Genomic DNA, 21,235 nt, shown 5'->3' with positions numbered 1-21,235 from the left:
GATTGTTTATAGTTCTTTATTGCGCTAAGCGACAACTAAAATCCTAGGAAAGGTGGCAGAGCGGCTGAATGCGCCGGACTCGAAATCCGGTATACGGTTTTCCCGTATCGGGGGTTCGAACCCCCCCCTTTCCGCCAAAGCAATTTATTACTAGACTAAATCTGTCTAGAACACTGGAATTTCCAGTATATATTTCTCTATGTATACCACTACGTTGATGTGTCAAAACTTGATATTTTTATCAAATTTGACGCTATAATGACTGTATTGTGCGTTATTAGTTATTCTCTACTCATAGTAAAACTATAAGATAAGGTTAGTAATTGTTATTTAAAGCTCGCTTAGCTTATCTCCAGTGCTGCTAGACTGCGTACCGTTCTGCATATCATTTTAGTGTTTGCTAATAAGTTTCTTTATCTAAGCCTCCAGCTCTAGGGCGTCATTAATATCAATGCAAGCATAATAATTTTCTCTACGCTTTATTTCTAGATGTGCACGAACTCTTGAATGGTGTTTATGTATCCACGATATGTGTGTTCAATCTATTAACTTCTATCTAGCGTATTAAGATTAGTTGTAATTTCTAATTATTCTAGAATAATTTCTGAATAAGGTTGCTCAATTTATTACTAGGGGGTTCTCGCCGGTTCATAATTTGGTTAAAACTATGCAGGAAAGTATAAAATCACTTGTCAAGGTCAGACTCCCAAATTTACTAAGGTGTTCTCCATAGATTTAGTTTTTGGTTCTAAGTTGTTTGGTATAGCGTAAGGTGCGATCTCTAGAAGATCTTAATAAGATTTCTTGGTCTATATTTTCTATCAAGATCTTACTGTATAGCTTGACCGTTAAACATATCTGGGAGGTATGGACAGCGGGTCTGTATATATACTTCCGGCCAGCCGTCTTATCTGATTGAGTTAATCTAGATTATGCAGCTTTAAGCTCCGATTCCTTTTCGCATACAGTACGTTTAATATCCCATATTAGACCTTATTGTCTTTGATTAATTTTTAGACAAATTTACTATTTCTCGAGGCCACTTCCCTAGTGCGAGCGGGTTTCTGTTTATGAGATTCTTGAAATAGCATGTCTATGAATGATTTGTAATCCTCATATAAAAACTTCGTTTTTGTGGAATATACAGCTAATCTTTCTCGGCACAGTCTCGCAACAGGCCTGTAAAATATAAAAAATTTTTTGTAGTCCTTTATGCCGGCTAAAAACTCACTCTTTTTTGAATTACGCAACAGTGTAGTCAACACGCTTTTATTTGTCGTGAAGACAACTGATCTAGCTAAAATACAGGCTGAACTAAGTCGACGTTTCGATATGATGCCGGAGTTCTTCGCTAATGACCTAGTGGTAATTGATGTGCGGCGCCTGTCGTCGTTTCCACGTATTCTAGTTATAGAAATAGCCGAGATGCTAAAGACATTCCGGATGCATCCAGCTGGTGTTGTTGCGCATGAGGAACAACGATTATGGATACAACTTGATACACTGCCATTCGTCGAATTGCGCGAAAGTTTTATTGCTCGTAGTAGCACATCTATCAGTGAGCCGCTAATAGAAGCAACATCAACGATATCACAAGTTATGCCATGCAACTTAATATCTAAGCCACGTAGCATCCTCCAAGCCGATATCAATTCAAGCAGAAACAGCGAGGCACTAGTAATAGAAAGACCACTGCGCTCCGGACAGCAGGTCTACGCAAAAGGTGATCTTGTAGTATTAAACTTAGTTAGTTACGGGGCGGAAGTAATTGCCGAGGGCAGCATTCATATCTATGCTCCACTGCGAGGACGGGCACTAGCGGGTGTACATGTTAACTATAACGCACGGATCTTCTGCATGTGCTTAGAGCCGGAACTAATTTCTATTGCTGGAATATATCAGACGACTGAAACGCCACTTGACCCTAGTGTTCTAGGTAAGTCAGTACAGATCAGGCTAGAAGATGAGAAGTTAATTATCGAGCCGCTGCGGCTAACATAAGCACAAATCCGTATTATAAGACGATATTTGCGCTGACGGTAGCAGAGCATATTGCCGAATCTAAGGTAACATTATGACAAAAATTATTGTAGTGACTTCTGGCAAGGGCGGAGTAGGTAAAACGACGACAAGCGCAAGTTTTGGGTCTGGACTCGCACTGCTCAGGCATAAAACCGCTATTATTGATTTCGACGTTGGGCTACGTAATCTTGACCTTATTATGGGTTGTGAGCGTCGTGTTGTATACGATTTAATTAACGTGATTCAGAGTGAAGCAAACCTCAATCAGGCCCTAATTAAAGATAAAAAGTGTGAGCAATTGTACATACTACCAGCGTCTCAAACGCGCGATAAAAATGCTTTAACACTAGAAAGTGTTGAGAAAGTTATTGGTGCCTTGAGTGAAATGGGCTTCGAGTATATCGTCTGCGATTCTCCAGCTGGTATTGAGTCGGGTGCATTGATGGCAATGTACTGTGCTGATGAGGCGTTAATCGTTACGAATCCTGAAGTATCCTCGGTCCGAGATGCAGACCGCATCCTTGGAATTCTAGCGTCTAAGACGCGCCGCGCGATTAAGGGTAAGGAGCCAGTCAAAGAGCACCTACTAATTACCAGATATAACCCAAAGCGTGTTAGTGAAGGCGAGATGTTATCTCTAGATGATATCCAGGAGATTTTGCGGATACCATTAGTTGGCGTGATCCCTGAATCTGAGTCAGTATTGCATGCATCAAACCAGGGCATGCCAGTAGTGCACTTAAATGGGACTGATGTTGCAGAGTCATATAAGGACGTCATCGCTCGTTTCCTCGGGGAACAAAAGCCGCTACGGTACATTAATTATCAAGAGCCAGGATTATTAAAACGTCTGTTCGGCAGCAAATAAGGGGGGTGAAATGTCGATTCTTTCTTTTCTGCTCGGCGAAAAACGAAAATCCGCATTAGTTGCAAAAGAACGCCTGCAATTAATCATTGCGCACGAGCGCGCAGCTGGTCGAGCGCCAGCTGATTATTTGCCTGCGCTTCAGCAAGAACTTGTTTCGGTAATCTCGAAGTATGTAAAGATAACAAATAATGATATTAGGGTCCATCTAGAACGTCAGGATGACCTTGAGGTAATTGAGGTCAAGATTGAGATTCCCCAGCCTTAATGTGCTACAAACTAGATATTACTACCCCTAGCAATGTATCATATGTAGCAGTGTTACGTGTCTATATAGTATAGAAAGAATATTGTATAGTGGTAGTGTAAAAAGTAAAAATTTCGGATCGCAATCTATACAATCATTATTAATGATAGTCCTAGTATACAGATTATAAATGACTTATTAATAATGATTAAAAAAGTGCTAATGAGCTTTACGTAAACTTAGACAGATATCTAATCTGTAGTTAACGCTTATAGAAAAAATCTTTGTATATATAAATACACAACGTGTCATATTATCTGTTTCTACATCGGTTATACGCTTGTAATATATAGTAGATATAAGTAGCAAGCATAAAATTCTATTTTTTAGTAGGGAATGATAGGTAAATCTCGTATTTTTTGCTAATGGTGGATAATGAGATATAATTACTTGTGTAAGCTTAACTGGTACTTAACTCTGTGCTTCTAAAGCTGTATAGCACACTACGCTATACTATCCAGCGCTTTATCAATAGATAAGATAGTAGAAGTAGATAGCCAGAGTCATTAGTAGCTATGCGCCACTAGCATCTATTATCTTGAATAGTTAACAATTATTTTATATATAACTTTTTATGCAAACTCATTGAAACTCCTAATTTTTTAATGTATTACGAATACAATTTGTGTTAGTCGTTGTGTTAACGATTTATTACAAAGAATATAGACGATATATTATAGTTTTTATATATTTTATAAAACATTTATCGCGTTAATATAGGCTTCAAACCATTGATTATTATATCAATAGTGAAATTTATTCAATTAGGATCTTAAGAGAAGTGTTTAGTACTAAAGACCGGTAGTGAAAAGCCATTAGGCTCAGTTGGACTAGAGGGGGCGAGTCACTTATGATATAAAATAGTGAGTGGCTCCTTTAGCTTCCCACTTAATTTATAAGTACGCTTATGGAAGCGGTGAGATTCGAACTCACGGACAGTTGCCTATCTCTGGTTTTCAAGACCAGCGCCTTAAACCGCTCGGCCACGCTTCCAAGAAGAAAAGGATTATACGCCGATGAGTAGCGTATGATAAGCATAGATATATCTTAACTAGTGCTATAAACTGAATGCATGAAGTGCTTTTACTCAAGAGTAAAAGCATATTATCTTATATTTTATCCTTTAGGAATAATGCCTGCAAGTCATTCAAGAAACGCTGGCCGAGTGGCGTCGGCGCAATATTCGTTTGATCTCGCCAGATTAAGCCGCGGCATTCGGCTTCTAAAAGAGCTGGCTCGATTGATTTCATGGTTAGCCCAGTCCGCTCAACAAAAAGATGTGCTGGGAAGCCTTTAGTGAGTCGTAGCGCATTCAGCATAAATTCAAATGATAGATCAAGATCACTAATCTCGTGTTGTTCGTGAATGGGTGCTCCCTTAGCAATCTGCGTTAGATATCTAACAGGATGTTTATAACGCATCTGTCGCACGATTCTTTCTGGAAAAGACAATTTTGAATGCGCGCCTGCGCCAATGCCTAAATAGTCGCCAAATTGCCAGTAGTTTAGGTTGTGTTGACTGTATCGATGCTTTTTAGCATACGCTGACACTTCATAGCACTGGTAGCCAGCTTCATGCATATGAGCACGGATCCAATCCTGCATATCGGACGATGTATCGTGGTCCGGTAGTGCTGGTGGATATTTGTGGAAATAGGTGTTTGGCTCTAGCGTGAGCTGATACAGAGACAAGTGGGGCGGCTCAAATGAGAGTACAGTTTTTATATCTGTATAGCATTGTGCGTACGTTTGGTTCGGCAGCGAAAACATTAAGTCTAGATTAAAGTTATCGAAGCTTGAACGCGCAATTTCTACTGCGCGGCGGCACTGGGCCGCATCATGCGTGCGGCCCAGTGCCCGTAAGTGAGCGTCATTAAAACTCTGGATGCCAATTGAGAGGCGATTCACGCCACTACTGCGAAAGCTTGTAAATTTAGTGGCCTCCAATGTTTCTGGATTAGCTTCAAGCGTGATTTCCGTATTTATATCTATTAACAATAGAGCACGTAAGTCTAATAACAGTCTGTCAATAGCTTGTGCCGAAAGTAGGCTGGGCGTCCCGCCGCCAATAAACACGGTATGGATAGGTCGCCCCCAGATCAATGGCAACGCTGTTTCTAGATCAGCGCGTAGCGCGTTTATATACTCGATTTCAGGGAAATTTTCTGGGAAATATATGTCTTTTGAGGTACGTGAGAATGCGTGTGAATTAAAGTCGCAGTACGGGCACTTCCGAATGCACCATGGAAAATGAACATATAAAGATAATGGTGGTAGAGTAGTGGGCCGAGTGCGCCTCGGCCCACTACTGGTAGATAGCGCTCCGATCACACCCTGCGCATCGTTCTCTTCGAGCGGTGATGGATATGAGGGGAGCATTCTGTCATTGGATTTACCATGCATTTTCTAGTCTCTGGGTTAGATCTGCGACTGCAAGCGCACGATGGCTATAAGTGTTCTTCACCTTTAGATCTAACTGCGCCACGCTGCTCTGTAGATCAGAGACGTAGAATAACGGGTCGTAGCCAAAACCATTCCCGGTATAAGCCTTAGTCAGAATCTCGCCGTTCCAGCGACCAGAGGCGATTAAAGGCTCGGGATCATCGACATGGCGCAGTAACACTAGAACGCAATAGTAGTAGGCTCGTCGGTCAGAATGCTCGCGTAACTCCTCAAGCAAGCGAGCATTGTTAGCCGCATCGGACTGCTTATCATCAGCTAATTTCGCATAACTAGCTGAATAGACGCCTGGAGCACCTCCAAGTGCATGCACACATAGTCCAGAATCATCGGCGAGCGCGGGTAACCCGGTAATGTGTGCTGCATGGCGAGCTTTTTCTAGTGCGTTTTCGATAAATGTAGAATGCGGCTCGGGCGCTTTGTCTACGCACAATGCATGTTGCGGTATAAGCTCAATACCAAAAGTATTCAGTGCGAAAAATTCGCGCAGTTTGCTGGGGTTATTCGACGCTAGCACGATACGTGGCAGCACAGATCTAGGATCGTTGTTCATACCTTCTACGCTTTTTTAAGCGTGATTAATAGCGCGTGTGTATTATCGCAATATAGCTCAACAGTTTTTAGACTGTATTTATACTTAAAATCAGCCTCCCTATTATCACTACATAGTATGTATGTGTATCGCAACGTGCGTTTTCTTCGCAGTCTAGTTTAAGCACCGCTTTTTAGCTACAGATACCGACTGATATGCTGCACTCCGTGGTCAAGCCTGAGCGTTATTGCTGTGATCTCTTACTATGTGTTATCGATTAATCGCGTGCTCTGTACAGCGTTTGACTTAAAAAAGGGGGGGGTCTTTGGTTTTTTGAAGTACTCTTACTCTATTTTCTTCACATTGGCCTGCGATCGCTATATATATATTTTTCGGGCAGTGGAGTCTGTTGAAAACTTAGCAGTAAGCCCCGGCTCGTTTATAATCTTATGCGATGCACGTAATGCATATCTCTCTAGGCGCGTTAGTAGAACCAGTAACCGAACCGTGGACGCGGAACTTGTATATTCAAACACTTAGAAATTAAATGCGGTTTCAACTAAAAATAGTTAACCTGAAAACTATATCTTAGCGCTAAGTTCGGATTTTTGATCCTACAGATTGCTTTTGATATCACTTGCTGTCACTACAGTAAGTATACATTTAATGCGATAATCATCATTTAAACAAAGATTATTATGAGACGTAAAAATGATTTGTAGCATGACGGGCTATGCTAGCGTAATACGAGAACTGCTTGTCGACAGCTCGGCCGGGATCAGTGGCAATACTCATACCGCGAGTATATCAGTCGAGTTGCGTACAACAAATTCTCGATTTCTCGACCTAAATTTTCGCATGCCCGAAGAGGTCCGCATATGCGAGCTAACCTTGCGTGAAATACTAATGAATCGTCTTTCACGAGGCAAGATCGATATCCGAATTAACGTACAGCGCAGCGAACCGGTAACGATGACTAAGTCGCTTAATCGAAATGCGCTATTGCAACTAGCAGCACTAGAGTGCTCTGTTCTAGATGTATTCCCCCAAGCGAGTAGTCTACACGTTAGTGAAATATTGCGTTGGCCAGGTGTTATTGCTGATAGCGGCCTATCAGCATCATTACTATGCGACACAGTTATAGCTTGCAGTCAGCAGGCTCTGAATGAGCTCATTAACTCTCGCAGTCGCGAGGGAGGCCAACTAGCTACAATGCTATTAGCCAATATATCCAAGATGGAGGTAATTGTCGGCAGCCTTACACCATTGGTGCCTGAGCTAGTTACGCGTCACCAGAAAAAGATTATTGAGAGATTACAGGCAGCACTTGGTATAGCGGTATTGGATGGTTCCCCGAAAATTGTCTCGCATGAGGAAATTATCGAACGGATCCGTCAAGAGGTTACAATATATGGCGTCCGTATCGATATCTCTGAGGAGTTATCTCGATTAGGCGCGCATTTAGCTGAGACTCGCTATATGATTAAGAATGGAGGCCGAGTTGGTAAGAAACTAGATTTTATGATGCAGGAACTAAACCGAGAGGCAAATACTTTGGGGTCCAAGGCTGTAGCAAAGGAGCTAGCAGACGCATCTATGATGCTGAAGCTGTTAATCGAGCAAATGCGTGAACAGGTTCAAAACTTGGAATAGTCTGTCACGATGAAAAATAATTGTAATCTTTACACCGGAGGATATCCAGGAAACCTGTTTATGGTAGTTGCACCCTCTGGTGCAGGCAAGTCAACACTAATTCATGCGCTATTAGCCGACGATCCCCTAATCCGGATGTCGGTGTCGTATACTACTCGGCCGCCGAGGCAGAATGAGAAAAATAACGTTCAGTATCATTTTATTTCAGTATCTAATTTCCAGAAGCTCTATGCCCAAGACGAGTTTCTCGAGAGCGCCATAGTTCACGGCAATTACTATGGAACGTCACGTATATGGATCGAAGAGCAGATAAAGAGTGGGGCAGATATACTCCTTGACATCGATTGGCAGGGTGCTCGACAGGTGCGCAAGAAGTTCCGAAACGCAGTTGGCATCTTTATCCTTCCACCATCGATTGATGTGCTAGAAGCGCGTCTATATAAACGTGGACAAGACGAGCGGCATGTAATTACTCATCGGATGTTAGCCGCTAGCAATGAAATGCTGCATGCGCCCGAATTTGAATATGTGTTGATTAACAATATTTTCGATCGTGCATTAACCGAGATGCAAAGCATAGTCACCTCAAGACGACTATGTTTCTCAGCACAGTATACACGCCACGAAAAACTATTCGTCGAATTAGGTATTCATTCATTGCAGGAAAATTAGTAGCGCTGCACGTATAAATAATTTTTAGTGATAAAGGAGATTTCAGCATGGCTCGCATTACAGTTGAAGACTGCTTGAAGCATATTTCTAACCGATTCGAGCTTGCGTTAGTAGCAACGTATCGCGCACGAGAACTCGCGCAGGGCCACACACCGAAGATAGAAAGCAAAGATAAGCCAACAGTACTTGCACTACGCGAGATTTCCGAAGCAAAAGTTGGTATCGAGATGCTAAAAAGAGTACCAGTCTAATCGGTGTATACATTATGTGCTAGTTGCAGCCTAATAGTCCTAGGTTATACATAAATTCTAATTTAATGCACACCTCTAAATTGTTGTTTGCGGCGAGTACAACAGATAAGCGTGCAACGCACTATATACATCCACTGAGGCTCGAATCCTAATCTATATCTCTAGACAGCGCATAAATATTGCAAGAGAAAAACTAGCGTAGCTCTTAAAATATTGCCTACGTACGGGTCTATTAATATAGAGACACTCAAGCAGTCGAACACGAATAACGTTATGTCGCCTTTAAATCTGACTGAAGAGCTTCAATCTTATATGATATAGTGATCTACAGGGGTTAAGTTTCGATAATTTTAGTCCGCTGCGGTATATAACACCTAAAAAGGTTGTTAAAGCAGCACAAAGCAATTAACGGATAGTTATTAATAAGATTATGGAATCAGTACAGAATTCTGTGGATAATGCCAATCTGACCTAGCGTGAAAAAACGATTTACAGCATCTATAAAAAGATGCGTAATAAGCTGATTATCATTTTTGAAGATGCTCGACGTATACGGTTTGCGAGTAGTTATAGGTATACTCATTACCAACTAGTGCCCCAGAAGTTCAAATATTACATAGCAATCCTAAAAGGCAATAGATATCAGTTATTAAACACTACTCTAGTAGGTCAGTTTAGCATACTAGTCGAGTTCTAAATCCATACCGTCTAAGATGCATCAGATTGCCGAAGAAAGCGCTGCAGCTTATTGGCTGTAATTAAGCATGACAATATGGACCTGGGAGATGTTCAAAAGCGGGCGAATTAGTAGCTAATAAAGCATTACTTGATATTTTAAGTAAAGGAAGTTAACTCTAGCGAACTCCTTTAGCATGTCAAAATAGCATCTATTTTAAGATGCAATCTATGCATTCATACTATGTAAAAATCATAGTATGAATGCATAGATTGCACTAAACTTAGTGAATTCAGTACATAGAGATTTATATAACCAATATATTATTATCAATATTAATAATAAGTGATTTCTATCATGTACAGAGTTAAGGGTGAGATTATTGAAGTTATCACGGCTCTATACTTAAGATAAAATCCAGGCTGGTTAGTGCTTTTTCCAACTGGAAGGGTATGTTCAGAGATTCCCTATTACTTAAAAACGATGCGTTTGCATAAGTTGGTGCAATTAGGCGAGCAGCTTATAGAGAAAGTGCCAAAACCCATTAACTATCTCTTGCTAAACTTATACTAGAGATTTAGGATAATATCTGGACCGGCATAAATCGTAGCAAGAAGTATTTATAACACCAGGTTTGCATTGTGGGGGGGTATTAAATTGCCATGATACTTGCTCAGAAAATTTCATTTTTTTAAAAACCGCGATAGAGATGCTAAAAACTAGATCTTAAAGCACTAACTAATGCTAGTAATAAACGCCAGTATTAATTACTGCTACAAAAATCATAAAAGTACAACTGCTGTCTTGTTATTATCCGATTCCTGAGAATAGCATTGCAAGCTACATGAGGATGGGTCTTGGCATATCGATCCATACGATTTCGTATTAATTAGCGATATCGTCTATTAACGTGATCCTAGTCCTGATTTGGTGCTAATTTAGTATTATATTGGCAACCTCCGCTAGGTTGTTTACTTATATAGCGGTTACAGTGCTAGTCATAACGCTCTAGGAATTTTTTGCTCAAGTAGCTGTTACTATTTCTACTACTAATACAGATACTACGCACATTGCTATAGATAGGCGTTATCTAAAAAATGAATAATATTACGTTCTTAGTTCAGGTACTCGTTAGCCATAAATACGGGTCAGACAAGGCATACCACCGTTACGGTAGTTGAGTACTAATTTATGCTTAGCTATAAGGTATGGCGCGGCTGGCAGGATTTGAACCCACGACCCCTTGGTTCGTAGCCAAGTACTCTATCCAACTGAGCTACAGCCGCGCGAAGAATGGGAAGTATAGCAACTTTTTTAAAGATGTGGGTATACTAGGAAGTTTTTTTACATACTAGTTTATAAAAAGACGTAGGATCCTAACAACAAAATTATCTTATTTATATAAATTAGTACGTAATTTTCTGAAGTTTAAATAAATAAGACAAATTTTTAATAAACAGTAAAATTTGACATGGAATAATCTTCCATAGTTGGAAAGACAAGCTAATGTATAGGTTATATGATAAAAGAGCAATTACCGCAACTTCTAAATATAGGTTGACGTAATTTCTTAACCTTAAGTAGGTTAAGATTAATCTTATAGTGATAGCAATTCTGTTGATAGAAACCATCTCTGCATAAGATGAGCTGGCGCATATAGTTGTAAGAAAAGAATCAGCCTACACTAGAATTAGCGATAATATATTCTATAGTTAATAGGGTGCTAGAGAGTTATTTATTCTTTAATATAATTGATTACCATCTAATATACTATAATACTAGGCATAAGATTAATAATAGTCAGCCATGATGAAATATCTTTGAGGTAGGGTAAACTTAGCTGGGTTCCTCATAATTTTCCGAAGCTTATAAGAGGCGTAAATCTATCCTTAGTAGGAGGTACTATAATATTCTTATAATAGATTAAACAAATAGGACATTGTATTTTATCTATAAATGCATTTCATACTGACTTCTATCAGGATAGGCACTCATGTTAATGTCTCTAAAAATACTTCTTAGTTCGTAGTTCGTACTTACTATATTTTAGAACACGTAATATGTGTAAGAAATACAGTTAGGTGCTGCGCGTATAACAGCAAGGCAACAGGGGTTTTATAAACCTCTATAGCGCAATTAGCTTGCGATTACCCTGGACGCATTTTCTCTAGATTTCTGATTTTATGATACGCTTAGAGCGCTTGATTACATGATGTGCAGGATACTGTTTTAATGCCCAAACAAGCGAGTAGATATTAATAGATACGTATTCAGACGAGACTATGTAATATACTTACTAGGCATATTAAAGAGAAAAAGCTCTGGAACTGTAGGTTAATACAGGGTTGTTAATCTACGGTGTCGAAGGATGGCGTTGATGTTCTATAGCAGAGCTAAATTCACGCTAACATGTACAGCATTGTTATACTGTAGCAGAGAAAATAACTAATTTCTTTGAACATGTAGTATAGTACTAAACTGCCTATCAGGGCAGGTACTTAATATTTAATTACATCTCAAAGGACCAATAGATTAGACAAATTCATCTAATAAACTTTGTGAGAGTCAATACATTTTTGAGTAAAAGCATACGTTTTACTCTTAAATTCACAAAGCGTCTCGATCACACAATTCCCGCATTTAGGCGCCCGTGCATAGCATACGTGTCGGCCGTGCAAAATTAACCAGTGGTGTGCATTATGCTGGAATTCAGCTGGTGTGAGTTTTTTTAGGGCAACCTCTACTGCTCGGACGTTTTTACCTGTTGCTAGCCGCGTTCGGTTCGCAACGCGGAAGACGTGTGTATCGACAGCAATTGTTGGGTGCCCGAATATAGTATTTAACACGACACTTGCTGTCTTTCGGCCTACCCCAGGAAGGGCCTCAAGTGCTTTACGATTATTGGGTACTTCTCCATAGTGCTTATCTAACAACATTCTACAGGTCGAGATTATATTCTTGGCCTTGATTCTATATAACCCAATTGCCTTAATATACTGCTCTATACCTTCCTCGCCAAGCGCTAGCATAGCTTTTGGTGTATTAGCAATCGGCAATATTTGGCGCATGGCTTTATTAACAGAGATATCAGTTGCTTGGGCTGAAAGTATCACTGCAATTAGAAGTTCGAACGATGTTGTATACTCTAGTTCTGTAGTTGGATAGGGGTTCAAGTTTTTCAGCGTTTCGTAGATTGCACGGCGCTTTTTAGCGTTCATAAAAGTTCTAGACTTAGAAAAATAATAAACACCGACGTGATTTATCTCGTATTGGGGAACAAGCTATTCCAGTGACACTGGATGGAGAGTATAGTAGGGTATTCAATAGAGTGCAGCTACTTTCATCTTTTTAGCTTAATCCAAGCTCTGCTGTCCGGCCTTAGTCGCGTCGATTTGCTCTTGTATGCTTATACTCACGCCTAATATGTTCCGAGGCACTACCCCTCCCTGAGCAACTAGTTCTTCTTTTTTATTGTGGATACGCGCTAGCGCCATCTTGATAACAGCTTGTTTCCGTATAGCGATATAGTTTTTCAACAACGCTATGAGCCTTACTTCTAGCGAGCTAGCTGAGATAGTAGTCGCCGCCGTCAAGGCCCATTCTAATGCGGGCGGCAGTTTTACTGGTAGTATTGCATGGCGTGAGGCAGCATGCTGTTGCGCCTGATCACGCTTTTTCCTAATCCGAAGATTACGCGTCTCATGCCGCTGTCGGGCTGCTTCTGCCTGCTGAGGGGACCATGCATCCCATCCGGTAGCAATTTCAGTTATTGGAATCATCTCAATACAATTGACAGGGCACGGAGCAATGCATAGATCACACCCAGTACACCAATCTAGTAATACTGTATGCAGCTGCTTTGGTGCGCCGACAATAGCATCAACTGGGCACGCTTGCGTACATAACGTACATCCGATACATATAGTTTCATCAATTACCGCTCGTAGTCGTACTCGCTCGACACCATTAATTGGGTTGAGCGGAATAATTGGCTTATTAAGCAAAGATGCTAGCCGGGCGACACCTTGTCGCCCTCCGGGCGGACACTGGTTGTAGCTTGCTACGCCGTTTGCAATAGCATCCGCATAAGGTCGGCATCCGTTATAGCCACATTTGGTGCATTGGGTTTGAGGAAGCAGATCGTCGATGCGATCCGCAAGCGATGGAGAGACGCTCACAGTATTGGAACCTAGGTACGTCAAGAAGTATGACGCGTATTTATCAATACATAATTATTACTTATTCCAGTAGCGGCGCGTCGAAGTTGCGTAATATTATTTACCGTTCTCTACGTCCATATTAGAGCAAGTAACTGAGCGTAGAATGCTTTTTCTAGCGTCTAGAATCTTATAATTCTACGTCTAATATCGATAAGTGAAATAAAGTAGCGAAGAATTTACACAGATCCGATGTTAGAAAAGTGTTAAGAAGAATCTCGACCCTATTTGCACGAATTAATAATAAGATTACGTTTGATAAGGATCTCGCATCAAACGTACGATGCTCTCTGTTTTCAGAAAGATATTTCTTATTATATAAAACTTTTGGGGTGTAGCTATAAAGCTATGCTTAGTGCTCCGATCAGCTTTATCAGAGCTATTCTTATTACAACGCACCGGGCAGCATAGTGGTTTACAGCAGATCGAACGTAAACACGGCCTCGATGCGAGCAAGCAAAGCTTGAGAACCACATTACGTGGTATTAGTATACTCTATATACGCTAGTTGTAGAATGTATTAAGCAATGCACTTCTGATGCTAGACGGCTAAAAAACAAGAATATTAAGCACTTAGATTTTTCGGCTTTAGGTCTGCTATTCCCTAATTATAACGTATAAAAAAGTACCCGATACGTTACTCATAACCGGGCTGTCCCAGCCCTACATTTTCTCAGAATTATACCGAGTATTCTTAAGCATGCAACAGCCTATTAAGCTATGAGCTTATACTAAATTTTCTTAAATAAAATCAAGCAGCAAGGCAGATGCGGAAGATACCTCGGCGTAGGGACATAGATAAACATCATTAAAAATAGAGGCGTTCAAATTATTTAATGCACTAGTAAGCTACTAAAAATCTCTTTTAATTAAGTAGACCTATATTAACTATACCCCATAAGATGAATCATCCTTTTTAGGATGACCTAAATTATTTCCGAGAGCGAGGGGTCCGATGTATGTATCTAGTATCACCGGATACTAAGTGTATAGAGTGCTATAATTGAGCATTATTCCAGCATTCCCTCGGAGGGCATCCGCTTGAGCGAACGCTCACATATAGCATTAGATCTAAATACTACCTCGCGTTCCATTCTAACTGAAGCACGAGTTTCTTGTGGTATCGCCGTTTCTAGCTCAGTACCAGTGTCTTTTCCATTGTCATTTGATGAATTTGGCCTTTCTGCGTTAATCGTTCGGTCAGTAATAGAACAGGGCTATGTAAAACCAACGCCGATCCAGGCTCAGGCGATCCCAGCTGTGCTAGCTGGCCGAGACGTCATGGGTGCAGCGCAGACCGGAACAGGTAAGACAGCTAGCTTTGCACTACCAATTATTCAACGCTTGTTTCCACTTGCTAGTCTTAGTGCATCTCCCGCACGCCATCCAGTACGAGCACTTATTTTGACCCCTACTCGAGAACTTGCAAATCAAGTAGCAACTAATGTCCATAGGTATGCTAAGTACACATCATTACGCAGTACAGTCATATTTGGCGGTGTCGATATCAATCCACAAGTGGCTGAATTGCGCCGTGGTGTCGAGATCGTAATCGCGACACCCGGTCGGCTACTTGATCATATTCAGCAAAAAAGTACGTCATTAGCTCAGGTGCAGATACTTGTACTCGACGAAGCTGATCGGATGCTTGACATGGGCTTCTTACCAGACTTGCAGAGAATCCTAAACTTGTTGCCACGTGAAAAACAGACCTTGTTGTTTTCCGCGACATTCTCCGCTGAGATTAAAAAACTCGCAGCGACTTACTTACGCAATCCGGTTACGATTGAAGTAGCTCGTAGTAATTCAGCAGCTGAGAATGTTCGGCAAATCGTCTTTGAAGTGTCCGAGCCTAATAAGCAAGCGGCAATCCTTCAGTTAATCCGTCAGCGTAAATTAAAGCAAGTAATTATTTTTTGCAACAGTAAGATCGGAGCAAGTCGGCTGGCAAGGCAACTCACGCGCGATGGCATAATAGCTACCGCAATTCATGGGGATCGCTCTCAAAGCGAGCGAATGCAGGCGTTAGAGGCATTTAAGCTCGGAACAATTGAAGCGTTAGTTGCAACCGATGTAGCCGCCCGAGGACTAGATATTGTAGAGTTGCCGGCTGTAATCAATTTCGATTTGCCATTTAACGCGGAAGACTATGTGCATAGAATCGGGAGAACGGGTCGTGCTGGGGCATCCGGTGATGCGTTGTCATTGTACAATGTCAACGAGTGTAAACAACTGACGGATATTGAAAATTTAATTAACCGCAAGTTCACTCTTCAACCTCTCGAGTTACACCGATCAACATCTCGGAACAGCTCGCATGAACGTGTTGATTGTAACGACCGTCGTCGTAATCGACATGATGATGTTTCTAACCGGGTACGCTCATCAATACCTGATGCCAAGCTAGTTGATGACTTCTTTACGAAGCCATATGAGCCCTCATTTTCAGTCTGCCAAATAGCAAACTATGAAGAGCAGAATCCGGTACTCGACAAGAAATTACCTAAGCAACGATTAGCTGCGCTATTAGGCGGATTCGGCATGCCGCGTCGGGATTCTTAATCCCCTAGGGGGGGTTAACTTGTGATAAATACCCCCCCATATTCTATGGTCTATCTTACTAGGGCGCTAATATGAGCCGAAAATGCAACAGCCCTCTAGCTTCATCGATTTAAGAGGCTGATTTATGCCGATTAGTAGCGCTCTAGTTTTTCCCTCTAAATAAAAAATGATAGATACTGTTAATAGATGTTAAGTAATAAAGCATAATTGTAAGCAAATTTTCCACAGGTGTAATTGAGCATCTCTTATGTATGATTAGTACGCGTTAATAATAGCTACCTTAAGTTATTTAACTTACTTATTTGTTATATAGTTTTCTGCAGATTAGTAAAGTGTGGTACTAGCAATTGGCTTACAAGAGAGTTTCGGTACGGTGTGTGCTAAGTCAATATAAAGTATTCAAGCTATGCATAGCTGTGTTACATGATGGCACTTGATGTTTTTATTTTACACCCTCTATATACTAAAAAACTTACTTACTTTGATTTAGGCAGAACATTAGCCTGTTTCATAGTAACCCTAACACAGTAGACAACTCTGAGGAGGCGACGCAGAAGATCGGGATAAAAAAGGGGGGGCTAAATTTCCTATTGTTATTTCTAGTAATACCGGATGTTATCCGTCAGATGGTCTATATTTACCTTAACTTAACTACCTGTAGGATGATTTTGATATTTTCCTGGCTATTAAAAGAGTAAGTACATGTATTGTGTACCGATTCCAAATTTCTTTCTAAAAATATAGGTTAATAATATAACAGATTACGCCCCTTAAATATGCTTGAATGCGACCTAGAACGAGTTATAGGCGTTACGTATACTTATTAATTAAGTATATAAGATTTATGTGCTTAATAGGGCTGCTATGTTATTTAGGCGCATGCCTATTAATCTTAATTTCTGATAATAACCAAACTTAAGATTATATTACTAACGACTCAATTATAAAAACTGACGCTTATTCCTAATCAGGATGCTTTAAAATATTTACTTGTTTAAAAACTCTTCTTGAACAGGATGTGATGAATATATCGTCTAACACCAAGCTAATATGCAAGTAGTTGCTTAATATATTGGTTGACTTAAGACCGCCGGTAATAAATAGACTGGAATACTTAAACCCTGGGATATTTTAGTATCGAATGCCATGAGAATAGTGGGGTGGCAAAGATTAGCCGTATCAAGTAAGTCGCTCTTTTTTAAAAAAATTAATGTACCGGTAGGTGACCGTATGCAATATGGCGTTTAAGCCATCTATTTATTTAGAAATCACTGAGCTATATACCCCATATTATTTCTAGTCCGCCGACAGGATTATATCCACCGGGTGGTGAGTTAGCAGTCTAGCTTATTTATATGAGTGTCTAGTCAACTAGGTTGACTGTTATCAGTAGTTATTGTTATTAGGCCAGACGCTTCGGTAACGACGGCTAGCGGCATTCTCCGTAAGATAGAACACAGATATGTCTGATCCACGATTCGTTCATCTGCGCGTTTACTCCGAGTTTTCTATTGTCGACGGTATTATACGACTTGACGACATGATTCAGCGGGCAGTAGAAGACGGGCAAGGTGCAATTGCACTCACTGATCTTGCTAATGCTTTTGGTCTAGTACGCTTTTACAAAGCTGCACGTGCACGCGGTGTTAAACCAATTGTTGGTGCTGACGTTTGGATTTCAAATCCAGAGAATCGAGACAAACCAGCGCGGCTATTATTGCTCGTTAAGGATCGATCTGGCTATCTAAGCCTGTGCGAGCTCCTTAGCCGAGCGTGGTTGACGAACCAGTATCGTGGCCGAGCTGAGATTAACCTTCACTGGCTTGAGGAAAGTTTTGCTAAAGGTCTGCTAGCATTGTCCGGTGCTCAACAAGGCGATATTGGTATTGCACTAGCTTCAGGTAACGTACAAGCGGCTATTCGCCATGCTCAGCGTTGGGCCACTATCTTTCCAAATGCGTTCTATATTGAGCTGCAGCGGATACAGAAACCAGGCATAGAAGCTTATTTACAGCAAGCTGTAAAACTCGCTGCGCGGTTAGGGCTGCCTGTAGTAGCGACGCACCCAGTGCGGTTTATGACCCCGGAGGACTTTACTGCTCACGAAGCGCGCGTGTGTATTTCTGAAGGCGACATTTTAGCTAACCCAAGGCGCGTGAAACGCTTCTTTACAGATGAGTACTTTTTCACGCAGCATCAGATGTGCGAGCTGTTTGCTGATATCCCATCAGCGCTTGAAAACACAGTACAAATCGCCAAGCGCTGCAATCTAACACTTGAGCTAGGTAAGCCCAGATTACCGTTATTCCCAACGCCGGCTGGGATGTCGCTAGATAATTACCTTATTCAGTTATCTATCGCTGGACTTAAGCAGCGGCTCGCGCAGCTATTTCCCGATAAAATGCAACGAGATGGACACTGCCAGACGTATAAAGAAAGACTAGCATTCGAGTGTGACACCATTATTAAGATGGGTTTTCCCGGTTACTTCTTAATTGTTGCAGACTTTATTAATTGGGCGAAAAATAACGGCGTGCCAGTAGGACCTGGACGAGGTTCTGGTGCAGGTTCGTTAGTGGCGTTTGCACTTGGGATCACAGACTTAGATCCATTGCGTTACAATTTACTCTTTGAGCGGTTTCTAAATCCAGAACGTGTCTCAATGCCGGATTTTGACATCGACTTTTGCCAGAATGGTCGCGATCGCGTGATTCAATACGTGAAGAGCAAATACGGTACTGCTGCAGTGTCACAGATCGCAACATTTGGCACTATGGCAGCAAAAGCCGCTGTGCGTGATATAGGTCGTGTATTGGACTTGGGGTATAACTTTACCGATAGTGTCGCGAAGCTGATTCCGTTTAAACCTGGTAAGCATATTACTATTGCTAGCGCTATTAAGGGAGAGCCTCAGCTACAGGAGCGATTTAATAGCGAAGATGAGGTTCGGCAGTTACTCGAATTAGCACAGCGTGTTGAAGGATTAACACGAAATATCGGAATGCACGCCGGTGGTGTGCTAATTGCGCCCGGTAAGCTTACTGATTTTTGTCCACTATATACACAGGACAACGATGGCAGCATTATTAGTCAATATGATAAGGATGATGTTGAAGCCGTTGGACTTGTTAAATTCGACTTTCTTGGATTGACTACGCTTACAATCCTAGATTGGGCTGAACGATACATCCGGCGACTAGATCCGTCTAAAAAAGAGTGGTCACTTGCTCAAATATCTCTGGAGGATGCTGAATCGTTTAAAATCTTGAAGAACGCTAATACGGTTGCTGTATTTCAGCTAGAAAGTCGCGGTATGCAGGGTATGCTCAGAGATGCGCAGCCAGACCGTTTCGAAGAAATTATCGCATTAGTAGCACTATATCGGCCAGGCCCGATGGATCTAATTCCAAGTTTTTGCGCACGTAAGCATGGACGAGAAGCAGTAGAATATCCGGATCCTCGCGTCGAACCTATTCTGAAAGAGACCTATGGCATCATGGTCTACCAAGAGCAAGTGATGCAGATGGCTCAGATCATCGGCGGATATTCACTAGGAAGTGCTGATTTACTGCGGCGAGCGATGGGTAAAAAAAAGCCTGAGGAGATGGCTAAGCATCGTAGGTTATTCCGAGAAGGAGCGGCTAAGAATGGTTTAATCGCGGAAAAGGCTGATGAAATATTTAATTTGATGGAGAAGTTTGCTGGATACGGCTTTAATAAGTCGCATGCGGCATCATACGCATTGCTTGCGTATTACACGGCCTGGCTTAAGGTGCATCATCCGGCTGAATTTATGGCGGCTAATATGTCGCTCGCCATGGACGATACTGACAAGGTAAAAATTCTTTTTGATGATTGTATAGCGAATCATCTGGTAATTCTACCACCTGATATTAATCAGTCTGTCTACCGTTTCGAGCCAGTAGCTGATACGGTAGACAAGCAATTGAAGATAATCCGCTACGGTCTCGGCGCGATCAAGGGTAGTGGGCAGAATGCAATCGAAGAGATTCTTCGGGCCCGATCGACAGGGCCGTTTAAAAACTTATTCGACTTCTGCGAGCGAATCGATCGACGCATTGTAAATCGCCGTATGATTCAAGCCCTAATTAAAGCTGGCGCATTCGATTCTCTACATAAAAATCGGGGTCAACTACTTGAGTCGGTTCAGCTTGCAACGGAAGCGGCTGATCAGGCGGGAGCTAATGCATTACAAGGTAGTCTCTTTGATATGCCTGATGGCTCCAGAGAACATCATTATAAATTAGTTGATAGGCCGGCATGGACAGAGAAGCGAAAATTGCAAGAGGAAAAAGCAGCCCTTGGCTTTTATATTTCTGGGCATTTATTTGATGCATACAGGAGTGAAGTACGACATTTTGTATGCCAAACAATCGGAGGATTAAAAGAGGGGCGTGATCAGCTAATCGCTGGGGTCATTACTACAATGCGTACACAGATAACGCAACGCGGTAAGATATTAATCGCTGTGCTAGATGATGGCACTGGCCAGTGCGAAGTTACTATTTTTAATAAAATATTCGACGCGAACCGTGAGATTTTTAAAGAGGATGAACTACTAGTCGTACAAGGGCAAGTGCGTAACGATAGTTTTGCTAGCAGGCTTCGATTTACAGTTAACATTGCTATGAATTTAGAGTGCGCTCGTTGCTGCTACGCAGACTCGCTATTGCTTTCGATCAATCACAATGCAGATCTGACACGGCTTCGTAATCTACTCGAACCATACCGGCTTTCGGAGACATCACAGCCTAAAAAGGCGTTGGTAGCTGTTAGTATGTCGGGCCGATCACACAGTAGGAGCGGCCTTGAGTCTGGTGGATTGAGAGTTAGGGTCCGGTATCAAGGTGCGAGTGCGCAATGCGAGTCGATGCTGGGCGATGCATGGCGCGTAAGATCTAGCGATGAGCTTCTTAATCTGCTACGAGCAGAGTTCTATGCAAGCGGGGCTGTTCAGATTCTATATCCGGAGTGCTGATGCTACTGAAGGAGTAACTT

General features: G+C 41.6%; 12 protein-coding genes and 3 tRNA genes. 9 read left to right on the top strand and 6 right to left on the bottom strand.

Annotation, left to right across the window (positions count from 1 at the left end; translation table 11 throughout):
• Positions 1–46: 46 nt before the first annotated feature.
• The 4 genes from KW136_RS02155 (at position 47) to minE (ending at position 3,155) form a co-directional block, all read left to right on the top strand.
• Positions 47–137 (top strand) — tRNA-Ser (locus tag KW136_RS02155).
• A 1,075-nt stretch (positions 138–1,212) separates the two neighbouring features.
• Positions 1,213–2,001 carry a septum site-determining protein MinC gene (gene minC, locus KW136_RS02150; protein ID WP_216796829.1) on the top strand — a complete coding sequence of 263 codons (789 nt, stop codon included), beginning with the start codon at positions 1,213–1,215 and terminating at the stop codon, positions 1,999–2,001.
• Between the two features lie 73 nt (positions 2,002–2,074).
• On the top strand, positions 2,075–2,890 hold the full coding sequence (minD, locus tag KW136_RS02145) for a septum site-determining protein MinD (RefSeq protein ID WP_216796827.1): 816 nt from the start codon (positions 2,075–2,077) through the stop codon (positions 2,888–2,890).
• Between the two features lie 10 nt (positions 2,891–2,900).
• Positions 2,901–3,155, top strand: coding sequence for a cell division topological specificity factor MinE (gene minE, locus KW136_RS02140; RefSeq protein WP_216796825.1), 255 nt, complete (start codon positions 2,901–2,903; stop codon positions 3,153–3,155).
• Positions 3,156–4,102: 947 nt separating this feature from the next.
• On the opposite strand, the gene KW136_RS02135 is transcribed toward minE, so the two are convergent.
• From KW136_RS02135 to KW136_RS02125, 3 genes are all read right to left on the bottom strand, one after another.
• Positions 4,103–4,187, bottom strand: a tRNA-Ser gene (locus KW136_RS02135).
• A 116-nt stretch (positions 4,188–4,303) separates the two neighbouring features.
• On the bottom strand, positions 4,304–5,572 hold the full coding sequence (gene hemW, locus KW136_RS02130) for a radical SAM family heme chaperone HemW (RefSeq protein WP_216797430.1): 1,269 nt from the start codon (positions 5,570–5,572) through the stop codon (positions 4,304–4,306).
• 13 nt (positions 5,573–5,585) lie between these two features.
• Positions 5,586–6,206, bottom strand: a complete 621-nt coding sequence (locus tag KW136_RS02125; RefSeq protein WP_216796824.1) for a non-canonical purine NTP pyrophosphatase — start codon at positions 6,204–6,206, stop codon at positions 5,586–5,588.
• 690 nt (positions 6,207–6,896) lie between these two features.
• Here KW136_RS02125 and KW136_RS02120 point away from each other — a divergent pair.
• Genes KW136_RS02120 through rpoZ form a run of 3 tightly spaced genes read left to right on the top strand, consistent with a single transcriptional unit; the run spans position 6,897 to position 8,761 of the window.
• The gene (locus KW136_RS02120; RefSeq protein WP_216796822.1) at positions 6,897–7,838 is read left to right on the top strand and encodes a YicC/YloC family endoribonuclease; all 942 of its coding nucleotides are present in this window, start codon (positions 6,897–6,899) and stop codon (positions 7,836–7,838) included.
• Between the two features lie 9 nt (positions 7,839–7,847).
• The gene (gene gmk / locus KW136_RS02115; protein WP_216796820.1) at positions 7,848–8,510 is read left to right on the top strand and encodes a guanylate kinase; all 663 of its coding nucleotides are present in this window, start codon (positions 7,848–7,850) and stop codon (positions 8,508–8,510) included.
• 47 nt (positions 8,511–8,557) lie between these two features.
• Positions 8,558–8,761 carry a DNA-directed RNA polymerase subunit omega gene (gene rpoZ / locus KW136_RS02110; RefSeq protein ID WP_216796819.1) on the top strand — a complete coding sequence of 68 codons (204 nt, stop codon included), beginning with the start codon at positions 8,558–8,560 and terminating at the stop codon, positions 8,759–8,761.
• A 1,885-nt stretch (positions 8,762–10,646) separates the two neighbouring features.
• On the opposite strand, the gene KW136_RS02105 is transcribed toward rpoZ, so the two are convergent.
• The 3 genes from KW136_RS02105 to rsxB form a co-directional block, all read right to left on the bottom strand.
• Positions 10,647–10,723 (bottom strand) — tRNA-Arg (locus KW136_RS02105).
• A gap of 1,260 nt (positions 10,724–11,983) precedes the next feature.
• On the bottom strand, positions 11,984–12,655 hold the full coding sequence (gene nth, locus KW136_RS02100; protein WP_216796817.1) for an endonuclease III: 672 nt from the start codon (positions 12,653–12,655) through the stop codon (positions 11,984–11,986).
• A 135-nt stretch (positions 12,656–12,790) separates the two neighbouring features.
• On the bottom strand, positions 12,791–13,615 hold the full coding sequence (gene rsxB, locus KW136_RS02095) for an electron transport complex subunit RsxB (RefSeq protein WP_246583177.1): 825 nt from the start codon (positions 13,613–13,615) through the stop codon (positions 12,791–12,793).
• 1,161 nt (positions 13,616–14,776) lie between these two features.
• On the opposite strand from rsxB, the gene KW136_RS02090 reads away from it, so the two are divergent.
• Together KW136_RS02090 and dnaE are read left to right on the top strand one after the other, a co-directional pair.
• The gene (locus KW136_RS02090) at positions 14,777–16,216 is read left to right on the top strand and encodes a DEAD/DEAH box helicase (protein WP_420885633.1); all 1,440 of its coding nucleotides are present in this window, start codon (positions 14,777–14,779) and stop codon (positions 16,214–16,216) included.
• Between the two features lie 1,462 nt (positions 16,217–17,678).
• On the top strand, positions 17,679–21,215 hold the full coding sequence (gene dnaE / locus KW136_RS02085) for a DNA polymerase III subunit alpha (RefSeq protein WP_216796811.1): 3,537 nt from the start codon (positions 17,679–17,681) through the stop codon (positions 21,213–21,215).
• The last annotated feature ends 20 nt before the right edge of the window (positions 21,216–21,235 follow it).

Source organism: Candidatus Vallotiella hemipterorum (genome assembly GCF_910593725.1).
GTDB lineage: Bacteria > Pseudomonadota > Gammaproteobacteria > Burkholderiales > Burkholderiaceae > Mycetohabitans > Mycetohabitans hemipterorum.
Note: the sequence above shows the minus strand (reverse complement) of the source record. Positions and strands in the feature narration are given on the sequence as shown.